Annotated in this window: 11 protein-coding genes; 6 read left to right on the forward strand and 5 right to left on the reverse strand. The window is 67.7% G+C overall.

Annotation, left to right across the window (positions count from 1 at the left end; genetic code table 11):
• Positions 1-68 precede the first annotated feature (68 nt).
• Positions 69-1,238: a HAMP domain-containing sensor histidine kinase gene (locus tag VEA80_RS16935; RefSeq protein WP_325061955.1), complete on the forward strand. Its 1,170-nt coding sequence runs from the start codon at positions 69-71 to the stop codon at positions 1,236-1,238.
• Here VEA80_RS16935 and VEA80_RS16940 read toward each other — a convergent pair.
• On the reverse strand, positions 1,222-2,061 hold the full coding sequence (locus VEA80_RS16940) for a hypothetical protein (RefSeq protein ID WP_325061956.1): 840 nt from the start codon (positions 2,059-2,061) through the stop codon (positions 1,222-1,224). The genes VEA80_RS16935 and VEA80_RS16940 overlap by 17 nt on opposite strands.
• Positions 2,062-2,103: 42 nt before the next feature.
• Here VEA80_RS16940 and VEA80_RS16945 point away from each other — a divergent pair, with 42 nt between their 5' ends.
• Together VEA80_RS16945 and VEA80_RS16950 are read left to right on the forward strand one after the other, a co-directional pair.
• Positions 2,104-2,460: a DUF1491 family protein gene (locus VEA80_RS16945; protein WP_325061957.1), complete on the forward strand. Its 357-nt coding sequence runs from the start codon at positions 2,104-2,106 to the stop codon at positions 2,458-2,460.
• A gap of 125 nt (positions 2,461-2,585) precedes the next feature.
• Positions 2,586-4,187, forward strand: coding sequence for a peptide chain release factor 3 (locus VEA80_RS16950; RefSeq protein ID WP_325061958.1), 1,602 nt, complete (start codon positions 2,586-2,588; stop codon positions 4,185-4,187).
• 58 nt (positions 4,188-4,245) lie between these two features.
• Here the strand turns inward: VEA80_RS16950 and VEA80_RS16955 are convergent, their stop codons facing one another.
• The 4 genes from VEA80_RS16955 to VEA80_RS16970 all read right to left on the reverse strand — a co-directional run bounded on the left by VEA80_RS16955 (position 4,246) and on the right by VEA80_RS16970 (position 9,713).
• A complete protein-coding gene (locus tag VEA80_RS16955; RefSeq protein ID WP_325061959.1) occupies positions 4,246-5,337 on the reverse strand; it encodes a DUF2336 domain-containing protein in 1,092 nt (363 codons plus the stop codon).
• Positions 5,338-5,404: 67 nt separating this feature from the next.
• The gene (locus VEA80_RS16960; RefSeq protein ID WP_325061960.1) at positions 5,405-5,833 is read right to left on the reverse strand and encodes a hypothetical protein; all 429 of its coding nucleotides are present in this window, start codon (positions 5,831-5,833) and stop codon (positions 5,405-5,407) included.
• Positions 5,834-5,870: 37 nt separating this feature from the next.
• Complete coding sequence (locus tag VEA80_RS16965) at positions 5,871-7,694, reverse strand: ABC-F family ATP-binding cassette domain-containing protein (protein ID WP_325061961.1); 1,824 nt, start codon at positions 7,692-7,694, stop codon at positions 5,871-5,873.
• A 12-nt stretch (positions 7,695-7,706) separates the two neighbouring features.
• A complete protein-coding gene (locus VEA80_RS16970; protein ID WP_325061962.1) occupies positions 7,707-9,713 on the reverse strand; it encodes a PBP1A family penicillin-binding protein in 2,007 nt (668 codons plus the stop codon).
• 202 nt (positions 9,714-9,915) lie between these two features.
• On the opposite strand from VEA80_RS16970, the gene VEA80_RS16975 reads away from it, so the two are divergent.
• The 3 genes from VEA80_RS16975 to VEA80_RS16985 are packed head-to-tail and all read left to right on the forward strand — an operon-like array spanning position 9,916 to position 11,397.
• The gene (locus VEA80_RS16975; RefSeq protein WP_325061963.1) at positions 9,916-10,203 is read left to right on the forward strand and encodes a hypothetical protein; all 288 of its coding nucleotides are present in this window, start codon (positions 9,916-9,918) and stop codon (positions 10,201-10,203) included.
• Positions 10,160-10,858 carry a terminase large subunit domain-containing protein gene (locus VEA80_RS16980; protein ID WP_325061964.1) on the forward strand — a complete coding sequence of 233 codons (699 nt, stop codon included), beginning with the start codon at positions 10,160-10,162 and terminating at the stop codon, positions 10,856-10,858. The genes VEA80_RS16975 and VEA80_RS16980 overlap by 44 nt, the downstream gene beginning before the upstream one ends.
• Positions 10,855-11,397, forward strand: coding sequence for a hypothetical protein (locus VEA80_RS16985; protein WP_325061965.1), 543 nt, complete (start codon positions 10,855-10,857; stop codon positions 11,395-11,397). Before VEA80_RS16980 ends, VEA80_RS16985 begins: the two co-directional genes overlap by 4 nt.
• Positions 11,398-11,401: the final 4 nt, after the last annotated feature.

Below are 11,401 nucleotides of genomic sequence, written 5' to 3' on the forward strand. Positions count from 1 at the left end.
TACTCGCGGGCCGAGTGACGGTGTCAACGAAATCAGCAGTAACGAAGCCTGCAAAAGCAGCGCCACGCTTGCGTTTGGCGTTGGCGTTTTGGTTTTGGCTGGCGGGCGTCACGGTCGCTGCAGCTTTGTCGTGGATAACCGGCGCCGAAATGAGGCTGCTCGGCGGCGCAGTGGCGCTCGCTTTGGCGCCGGCTTTGGCTGGCTTCATCATGCTGCCTTACCTCGGGAGAAAACCCGTCGATACGGCAATGGTTGCCGTCTGGTTAATCTCCGGCGTGGGACTCGCGGCAGGTTCCGGCGGCGCCGGATCGCCGCTCGCGGCGATGCTGATCCTCGCGCCGGCGATGGCGTTGGCGCTCGGCCGGCGCTGGGCGCCGGAAGCCGGCGCTGCGGCCGCTTTGGGATATGCGCTCGCCGCGGCGCTGGCGCTGGTGGAGGAGGAGGCCGCGCTCGGCGGATTCGCCGAAGCGCTGGCGGCGGTGTCGATCGCCTTTGCGGCGGGGCTGATGGCGATTGCGCAAGCGATGCCGGCGGCGGCGCGCGAAGGCGCGATGGAGCGGCGGGTCGCCGAAGTCTCGCACGAATTGCGGACACCGCTGACGCACATTCTGGGCTTTGCGGAAATGATCGAACGCCAGATCTTCGGCGAAGTCGGCGCGCGCTATGTCGAGTATGCGGGGCTGATCCGGCGCAGCGGCACGCATCTGCTCGGGCTGGTGAACGACCTGCTCGATCTCTCCAAGATCGAGGCGGGGCGGTTCGACCTCGAGCTCGAGACCTTCGACGTGCGCGGCGTGGTTGAGGAGGTGGTGCGGCTCTCGGCAGACAGCGCCGAGAAGAAGCGCATCGCGCTGAGTATGGTGACGCCGGAGGCGCCGCTGCTGGCGCATGCGGATGCGCGGGCGCTGAAGCGAATCCTGATCAACACCGTCAGCAATGCGATCAAGTTCACGCCCGAAGACGGCCGCGTGATGGTGGCCGCGGCGGTGCGCGACGGCGTCATCGTGCTGGAGACGATCGACAGCGGCCCCGGCATACCGGAAGCGGAGCGCGCAACGCTCGGGCAGGCCTATGAGCGCGGCTCAGGCGGCGCGCGCGCGGAGGGGACGGGACTGGGCTTGTCGCTGGTGCGCGCGCTGGCGGCGCTGCATGGCGGGAGTTTGAGCTTTCATGATGCGCCGGGCGGCGGCGCTTTGGTGCGCGTGACGTTGCCGGTGCTGGTCAGCGGCGGATCGTGAGGAAGGCGCGGGCGGCGTCGACGTCGCCGACTTCGACCAGAAGGCGCTGGGTGGCGCGGCCGGTCTGCAGTTCGATGACGACGGTTTCACGCGGATCGAGCGCTATCAGATCGCGGAAGGCGCTGTCGGGGAAGATGAACAGCGCTTGGCTGCGGCCGCCGCCGAGGCGCTCGATACTTCGGGTCGAGGGCGCCATTACCGAAACGCCGGGCGGCGGCGCGCCGGCTTCGAGGCCGCGCGCCACCCGCTGATTGAGGCTCACTTCCGAACGGGGCTGGGCGCGATCGCGCAGGATGAGCCGGGCGGACGCAGGCGCCGCGGCGTTGCCCGAGATCGGCACGGCGAGGGTGAGGCGTTGAGCGCCGCCGGCTTGGCGCACGCCGAAGATCGCCGGCGTCGGCCCCTCGATGGCTTGGCTCAGGCGCCAGCCCTCGCTGATGCGGCGGGCGATCCAGAGCCGCTCCCAGCCGGGAAACTCCATTGAGCCCGCGTTCACCCATTGCGCGACAATGCGGCTGACGGAGCCGACCGAAGCGGCGGTCCGCTGATCGTTGCAAGCACGCTGGCGCGCTGCGGTGACGACGGCGTTTTCCAACTCTCGCATCTGTGCGTTCGACCAGCCGGCGCGCAACAAGGCGCCGCGGGTCTGCGCGGCGCTGACCTGAAGCGCGTCGCGGATGGAGGGTGAGAGCAGGCGGCATTGCGCGTCGGCTTCGAGCAGGCCGCGGCGCTCGACATAGGCTTCGCGCGCGTTCGGGCCGCTTTGGGCGGCGGCGGAGGCCGGAACGGCCAAAAGCGCGACGGTGAGAAGAAGCAAGCGCATGCGCGCCTAACAGGTTAAGAGAACGTGGTTGCGTTCCGGTGAATGGAGGCCGCGCCGGTGGACGAATTGAAGACGGATTTCTGGGCCAGCGCGCTGATCCGCCGCGCTCAGATCGCCGGCGCGTTCGCAGCGGTGGTGAAGAAGGGCGACGCGGACGCGGGGGCGGTGTTGGTCAAGGTAGCGACGCTGGATCGGCGCGCGCGGCTCTATGCGCCGGCGCGGAACGGCGAGGGGGAACGGATTTGGCTCGATCTCTCGGCCGGGACGCTGGGCGATGACGAGGCGGAGGTGGATGCCGCGATCCGTAGACGGACGGAGAAAGACCCGGATTTGTGGGTCATAGAGGTGGAGGACCGGCGTGGGCGGCATTTTTTGCTGGAGCCGGTGGATGTGGGTTGAGGCGCCAGGTTTCAGGTGTCAGGGGCAGATGTCGCACCTATCTCCCTCGCCACCTGCGCTTGCGGCCTGCTAACACGCCGGACCGATCCGTCCCTGACACCTCAAGTCTGAACCCGACACCTGAAATGTCCGACCCCGCTACCGAGGCCGCGCGCCGCAGAACGTTCGCGATTATCTCGCACCCGGATGCGGGCAAGACGACCTTGACGGAGAGTCTGCTGCTTGCGGGCGGCGCGATCCACTTGGCGGGCGCGGTGGCGGCGCGGGGGCAGGCGCGGCGGACGAAGTCCGACTGGATGAAGATCGAGCGCGAGCGCGGCATCTCGGTGTCGTCCTCGGTGATGATGTTCGAGCACGCGGGGTGCGTGTTCAATCTGCTCGACACGCCAGGGCACGAAGACTTCTCGGAAGACACTTATCGGACGCTGACGGCGGCGGATTCGGCAATCATGGTGCTCGATGCGGCCAAGGGCATCGAGCCGCAGACATTGAAGCTGTTCGAAGTCTGCCGTCTGCGCGACATTCCGATCACCACCTTCATCAACAAAATGGACCGCGAAGCGCAGGACCCGTTCGCGTTGCTGGACGAAATTCATTCGAAGCTCGCGATGGATACGGCGCCGATGTATTGGCCCGCCGCTTCGGGGCAGCGTTTTGCCGGCATGCTCGATCTGACGACGGACGAGTTCGTGCCGTTCCGGCGCTTGGAAGCGGGCGAGCAGGGCTTCGCCAGCGAAGAACGGCAAAAGCGCAGCGGCAACGATTTTCTGCTCGGCGTCGCCGACGACGTGCGCGCGGAGCTGGAGGAAACGGCGGAACTGGCGCGCGAAGGGCTGCCGAAGTTCGATCTCGCCGCGTTCCGCGAAGGACATTTGACGCCGGTCTATTTCGGCTCGGCGTTGCGCCGCTTCGGCGTGCTCGAACTGCTGGCGGGCTTGCGGGCGCACGCGCCATCGCCGCACGCGCAGAAGGCTGTGGTGAAGGGCGCGGAGACCGAAGTCGCGCCGTCTCGCAACGAGGTGACCGGCTTTGTATTCAAGATCCAGGCGAATATGGATCCCAAGCACCGCGACCGCGTCGGCTTCTTCCGCATCTCGTCCGGGCGCTTCCAGCGCGGCATGACGCTGAAGACGGCGGCGGGAAAGGGCTTCAACGTCCACAATCCGATGATGTTCATGGCCCAGGAGCGCGAGATCGCTGACGAAGCGTTTCCGGGCGACGTGATCGGCATTCCGAGCCATGGCGGCTTGCGCGTCGGGGATTCGCTGTCGCAGAGCGGCGATGTCGTGTTTCAGGGCATTCCGAATTTTGCGCCGGAAATTCTGAAGCGGGTGCGGGTGAAGGACCCGCTGAAGCAGAAGCATTTGCGCAAGGCGCTGGAGTCGCTCGGCGAAGAGGGCGTGACGCAAGTGTTCAAGCCGGTGCATGGCGGCGATCTCGTCGTGGGCGCGGTGGGCGCGCTGCAGTTCGACGTTTTGGACGAACGGATGAAGGCCGAATACGGGCTCGAAGTGATCTTCGAAACCTCGCCGTACCAAGCGGCGCGCTGGGTGAGCGCAGAGAGCCGCGCCGATTTGGAGGCGTTCGTCGAGAAATCGGCCGCGCAGATGGCGGAAGATGTCGACAACGCGCCGGTGTTCCTGGGCAAGAGCGCCTGGGAGATCGGCTATGTGCAGGACAAGAACCCGAAAGTGCGGTTCAGCGCCGTGAAGGAGCGGGCGGCTTAGGATGCACCGTCGCTGCGCACGGCCTATCTGAATGCGGGCCTGAAGGCCCGCGGTTCTTCTAAGCCGCGCGTGTGTCTTCGGCGTTCTTGCGCACTTTGAAGAAGCGGACGGCGCGTTGGGCGGCTTCGACGGGGACGGCGTTGTACATTTTGCCGAACTCTTCGGCCCGGGCCATCGCGGCGTCGCCGCCGCCGATCAGCACGGCCATGGTGACGAAGAGCGGGCGCTCGATGTTGGCGGCGCGGCAGATCATGGCGAGCCCCTCGATGTCGCCTCGCTCTAAGAGCGCGGCGACGGTCTGGTGGTCGACATGGGTGAGCTCGGCGAGGCCGTAGAGGAAGTAGGCCTGCTTGGCTTCGCGCCAGAGCGAAACCAGGAGACGCGCGCTGAGTTCGCCGGCGTTCTTCTTCGATTGGATGAACGCCATCGCGTTTTTGGCTTCGGCGCTGAGGTCGACGGCGGACTTCTTCATGCGGTCGCGCGCCTTGTTCAAGGCGGCGTCGAGCGTCGCCGGATCGACGCCGGCGTTGCGCTCCATGATCTGGTTGCGCAGCCGGGTTTCGACCACGAAATACATTTCGTTCAGAAGATCGAGCGGCATGTCGGCGCGGGTGACGACGCCTTCGTGCAGCATGGCGTTGCGGCGGGCGCGGTCGACGGCGGTTTCCATGCCGGCCCGGCTCATTTTTGCGCCGTCGTTGCGGAGCAGCGCGTCGAGCGCGTGGTCGTCGCCGAATTTCACGATCGCGTCGGAGAGCGTCTCGCTGACGTCCTCGCGCTGGGCGACGGCCTTGATGTGAGCCTGGCTCTGGTAGTTGACGACCTGCACCAGGGTCTGCTCGTCGAGGACCTTGCTGCGGCGCAGGATCGGCCCGGCGATCTCGAAGGAGTGATTGGCGAGGTCGCGCAGCAGACCGACTGGCGCGTCGGCGGCGTCGCAGAATGTGGCCGAGAGTTCGGCCAGCACTTCGTCCTGCATCTCGGCGGCGACCATCTGCAGGACCTCGTCGAACAGTGCGGACTCGCGCGCGTTGCGTGTTTTCGAGGTCTCGAAGAAGAGGTCGGTGACTTCGCGCAAGAGATCGCGCCGGCGCTCGCTGTCGGAGAGCTTTGCAAGTTCAACCAGTTTCGCGAAACGGCCGTGGGACATGGCCTGGCGGCTCCTTAATCTGGCGCGGGAGCTTATGCGCCGCCCGTAAACAAACCTTGCCGCCGCCTCAATTTCGCAGGTCCAGGCGCGGACGAAGCGCAGCCGACTGCGGCTCGGGGCCGCCGAGGAGGTCGGAGTCGGCCTCTTCTTGGGTGCGCGCCGTGGTTTCGGGAAGCGCCGGCGTTTCCGGCGTCGCGACCGAAGCAAGAGGCGCCGCACTTGCTGGCGTTGGCGATGGGTTGACGAAAGATTGACGCAGCGCCTGGGGCGCGCGCGTGCTGAAGCCGACGACGCCCGCGGGCGGCGCGGCCGGCGCGGTCGCGCGCAGTTCGCACTGGTTCTGCGGCGTGTAGCTCCAGAGCATGCAGAGGCCGTCCTCCGCGCACAGGCGGGCGCAGGCGGCGGCGTCCGCCGCGGCGCGGGAGGCGTAAGCGCCGGCGGCGTGTGCGGGGGCGGCGGCGATACTGAGCAGAAGCGTTGCGAGGAGGATGCGCATGGCGCGGGATCGTCGTGCGATCCGGTTAACAGAGGATTCACTCCTCGGCCGAAAGCGCCTCGCGCTTCAATTCGATGTCCAGCCATTCGGCCTCGGCCGCGGCATGCTCGGCGCGGGCGGCTTCGAGGCGGCGGGCGATCTTGTCGAACGCGGCGGCGTCACGGGCGAAGATGCCGGGATCGGCGAGCTGGTGTTCGAGCGTCTCGATTTCCTGCGCCAGCTTCGGCATCAGCGCGTCGAGTTCGAGGCTGCGGCGCTCATCTTTGTAGCTGAGCTTGCTCTGTTTCTTTGGCGGCGGCGCCGCGGGCGGCGGCTTCTGCGGCTGCTGGCGCTTCAACGCTGAGACGCCGCCGTACTCGCGTTCGAAGTCGGCCCAGCCGCCGGGCGTCTCCACCCATTTGCCGGCGCCGACTGGGCCGATCACTTGCGTTGCGACGCCATCGAGAAAGGCGCGGTCGTGGCTGACGAGGATGACGGTGCCGTCATAGGCCGCGAGCATCTCTTCGAGCGCATCGAGCGTGTCCATGTCGAGATCGTTGGTGGGCTCGTCTAGCACGAGTAGGTTGGCGGGCTTGGCGAGCGCTACGGCGAGGGCCAGACGATTGCGCTCGCCGCCGGAGAGCGCCGACACCGGCTGGCGCAATTGCTCGGGGCCGAACAGGAAGTCCTTGGCGTAGGCGGCGACGTGGCGCGGTTTGCCGCGCACGATGATCTGGTCGCCGCCCTGCGGCGCGAGCGTCCGCCAGAGCGTCTCGTTCTCGTCGATGATGGCGCGCGACTGATCGACGTAAGCGATCTCGAGGTTCTCACCCATGCGCACCGCGCCTTGATCGGGATCGCGGCGCTGCAACAGGATTTCCAGCAGCGTCGTCTTACCGGCGCCGTTGGCGCCGACCACGCCGACGCGATCGCCGCGCATGATGCGGAGCGAAAGATTTGCGATGAGCGGCTTACCACCATAGCTTTTCGAGATGTTCTTCGCCTCGATCACGAGGCGGCCGGACTCGCCGCCGCGCTCGGCCTGGAGCGCTGCGGTCTGTTGCGAGGAGAGCGCCTTGCGGTCGCGGCGTTCGGCGCGCATCGCCATCAGTTTCCGGCGCCGGCCTTCGTTGCGCGAGCGGCGCGCGGTGACGCCGCGCTGCAGCCAATGCTCTTCGGTCTTCAGCTGGGTCTCGAGACGGGCGAAGGCGCGCGCCTCCTCCAGTTCGAGCGCCTCGGCCCATTGTTCGAACTGCGCGAAACCGCGATCGAGCTTCGCCAACCGGCGCTGGCGCAGCCACAGCGTCGCGGTGGAGACGCGTTCGAGGAAGCGGCGGTCGTGGCTGATGATGAGGGCGGCGCCGCGGAAGCTCTGGAGGCGCCGCTCGAGATCCTCGATGGCGGTGATGTCGAGATGGTTGGTGGGCTCGTCGAGCAACAGGATGTCGGCCTCGGCGGCGAAGGCGCGCGCCAGCGTGGCGCGCCGCATCTGGCCGCCGGACATGCGGCCGGGCGCGCGATCGGGATCGAGTCCGAACGCTTCGAGCGTCGCCTCGGCCGCGTAAGCGGGCGTCGGCGCGGCGCTTGCAGGCAGCGCGACGGAAGGCGCGCTCGCATAATCGCGCAGCGTCTCGAAGCCTTCGAAACTGTCTTCCTGCGGCGCCCAGGCCACCCGGGCGCCGGACGCGAAGGCGATGTCGCCTGCGTCAGGTTCGACGAAGCCCGCGAGCATGCGCATCAAGGTCGACTTGCCGGCGCCGTTGGCGCCGACGAAGGCGCAGCGTTCGCCCTTGTGCAGGACGAATTCCGCGCCGTCGAACAAAGGCGCGGCGCCGAGGCTGAGCCTCAGCCCCTGGACGTGCGCCAGCGCTGGTCCCGCCATGGTGCGTTGCGCCTACTGGAAGATCTCGGTGAGTTCTTCGATCGGCGACTCGCCAAATGCTTCGGCGAGGCTGTCGAAGAAGGACGCCATCTCGACTTCTTCCGGCGACTTCACCGGCTGCTCGTATCCGGGCAGCGGGTGGCTCTCCACGCCCTGGTGGGCGACGCGCATGGTGTCGGCCCAGATCTGCGCCGGCAGCGTGCCGCCGGTGGTGCGGCCCATCGAAGTGAAGTCGTCGTGGCCGACCCAGACGCCGGCGGTGTAGTCGGCGGTGTAGCCGACGAACCAGGCGTCGCGCCAATCGGAGCTGGTGCCGGTCTTGCCGGCGACGTCGCGGTCGCCCAAACGCGCGCCCGTGCCGGTGCCGCGCAGCACCACCGCGCCCATCATCGAGTTCATGCGCGCGACGATGTCTTCGTTCAGCACGCGTTGGCCCTGATAGGGCGGGCGGACGTAGAGCTCCTGGCCGGCTGAATTGGTGACGCGGGCGACGATGTAGGGCTCGATGCGGTAACCGTTGTTCATGAACGTGGCGAAGCCGGTCGTCATGTCCCACAGCGTCGTTTCGATCGAACCGAGCGCGATCGAGGGCGGCACGAACTCGCCGCGCTCAGGCATGTTGCGCACACCGAGACGTCGGGCCACGCCGGCGACGCGTTCGGGCCCGATCTGGTTGGCGACGTCGGCGGCGACGGTGTTGATCGAGAGCGCGAAGGCGGTGCGCAGCGTCACCGCGCCGCGATGGCCCTCGTCGTAATTGCGCGGACGCCAGCCGTCGATGACGATCGGCTCGTCGTAGCGCACGTCTTCGGTGTCGAGACCGGATTCCAGCGCCGCGGTGTAGACGAAGGTCTTGAACGTGGAGCCGGGCTGACGTTCGGCTTGGGTGACGCGGTTGAATTTCGAGGTGTTGTAGTCGGTGCCGCCGACGAGGGCGACGATGCGGCCTTCGCGGTCGACGGCCATGTAGGAGGCCTGCAGCGGCCGGCGGCCGAAGGCGCGGTTGCCGAGCCGGCGGCGGATCGACTCCGACGCCGAGCGCTGCACGTCGCGGTCGATGGTGAGCTGGATGACGAGGTCTGGCGCGTTCTCGCCGATCTGCGCGCGCGCCTGTTCGACGGCGAGATCGAAGGCGTAGCCGAGCGAACGCTCGACCGCGGGGCGGTCGGCCACCTCGATCTCCTCGGCGCGCGCTTCATCGCGCTGCTCCGGCGTGATGAAGCCGGCGGCGACCATCGCCTCCAGCACGACGTGCTGACGCGCGGTCGCGGCCTCGAAGTGCGAAGACGGCGAAAGATCGGACGGCGCCTTGGGAAGGCCCGCCAGCATCGCTGCTTCGGCCAATGTCAGCTCGGATGCGGGCTTGCCGAAATAGCGGCGCGCGGCCGCGTCGATGCCGTAAGCCTGTTCGCCGAGATAAACGCGGTTGAGGTAGAGTTCGAGAATCTCGTCCTTGGTGAGGCGCCGTTCGATGCGCGAGGCCAGCACCATCTCGCGCAGCTTGCGGTTGATGGTCTGGCGGCGCGTGAGGAAGAGGTTGCGCGCGAGCTGCTGCGAGATGGTGGAGCCGCCCTGCACCGTTTCGCCTGCGCGCAAGTTGGCGAACACGGCGCGCAGCACCGCCATGCGGTCGACGCCGCCATGCTCGTAGAAGCGCCGGTCCTCGATCGCGAGGAAAGCCTGCGGCACGTAGTCGGGCAGATCGGCGAGATTGGCGCGGCGGCCGTAATAGGCGCCGCGATTGCCGAGGATGTCGCCTTCGCTGTCGACGAACATCACCGACTCTTGGCGGTTGAGCGCCCAGAGCGCGTCCGCGTCCGGCACCCGGGGCAGGCCCCAGTAGATCCATACCCACACCGCGAGCACCATGAAGAGCGCCCCGCCCGCGGCGAGGCTGGCGGCGGTGCGCCAATTCCAGCGCGAGCGGTCGCGCAGCAGGTCGTCCAGCTGCTTTTGCGCCGCCGCGGCGCGCAGGCGCGCCCAGTCGACGTGACGCTGAAAATCGTTCTTTTCGGACAAAGGGGTCTCCGAACGGGTATCTGGAACAGGCGTATGGCCGAATTCTGGCCGGAGAACGCGGATAGAGCGCCCGCGTATCCCTGCTTTTCCAGCAAAACATGTAGGGATTCGAGCGACTTCCGAAAAATCAATCCGACCGCGCCGGACTCGTGGTAGTGTTCAGGCATCGTCGGAAAATCAGATCGAAAAGGAGGCCGGGGCGATGAGCGCCGCCGAGACCCTGCGCGGCCTGCTGGCCGAGGCGCAAGAGCGGTTGAGACTAGGCGAGGCGGCGGAGGCGGAGCGTTACGCCAAGGCCGTGAGCGCCATCCTCCGCGCAGAGCGGGACGTGGCGGAGTACGCCGCCAACCAGGCGCAACGTCCGGAGGAAGATGAGGAAAGTCAGATCGCCGAACTCCTTGGCCGGATTCGTCGCCTCGCTGCCGCCGACAGTGCAGGAGCGCCTCTTGAGGTCCTCGAGCAAATCGCAGCGGACCGAACTCAAGACTGAGTGGTCGTTCTGGGGAAGAGAGCAGCAGCTTCCGCCGCCGGGGGATTGGCGCACGTGGCTGTTCATGGGCGGGCGCGGCGCGGGCAAGACGCGCGCCGGCGCCGAATGGGTGGCGGCGCGGGCGCGGGAAGGAAGCTCCGGCCGCATCGCGCTGGTGGGGCCGACCTTCCATGACGTGCGCGAGGTGATGATCGAGGGCCAGTCTGGCTTGCGGGCGCTGGGGCGCGATCGGCCGCGCTACGAAGCCAGCCGCAGGCGGGTCCTCTGGCCGAACGGGGCGCAGGCGTTCGCCTTGTCGGCGGAGGACCCCGAGAGCTTGCGCGGGCCGCAGTTCGATACGGCCTGGTGCGACGAGTTGTGCTTCTGGGCGCATTCGGAGGAGACGCTTGCGACGCTTGAGCACGGGCTGCGCCTGGGCGAGCGGCCGCGCATGATGGTGACGACGACGCCGCGGCCGATCAGGGCGCTGAAGCGGCTGATCGCGGCGCCGGACACGTTGATCACATGCTCGTCGACCTGGGAGAACGCGCACAATGTTGCGCAGGATTTTATCGCCGCGCTGAACCAGAGATGGGGCGGCACGGCGCAGCATCGGCAGGAATTGTTGGGCGAGTTGATCGAGGATTTGGACGGCGCGTTGTGGAGCGCGCGGTGATCGAAGCGGCGCGACGGCCGGTCGACATCCGGCTGGATCGTATCGTCGTCGCGGTCGATCCGCCGGCCATGGGCGGGGTCGGCAACGCCGCGTGCGGGATCGTCGCCGCGGGGTGCGGGGGCGAGGGGTTCAATCGCCGCGCCGTGGTGCTTGCCGACGCAACCGTGCGCGGCGCGCAGCCGCACGAATGGGCGGCGAAGGCGATCGCGCTGGCGGAGAGTTTGGGCGCCAATGCGATCGTCGCCGAAGCGAACAATGGCGGCGAGATGGTGCGCGCGGTGCTGCAGACGGCCGCGCCTCACTGCGCGGTGAAGCTGGTGCACGCGAGCGTCGGCAAGAGCGCGCGGGCCGAGCCGATCGCTGCATTCTATGCGCAGGGAAAGGTGACGCACGCAGCCGCTTTTCCGGAGTTGGAAGACGAGATGTGCGCGTTCGGCGCGGGCGAGTGCAGGACCAGCCCAGACCGGGTCGACGCCTTGGTGTGGGCGCTGACGGACTTGCTGCTCGGCAGAGAAGGTCCGCGCATTCGCGCGCTTTAGCGGA

It is taken from the genome of Vitreimonas sp., from assembly GCF_035627415.1.
Lineage (GTDB): Bacteria > Pseudomonadota > Alphaproteobacteria > Caulobacterales > Aquidulcibacteraceae > Vitreimonas.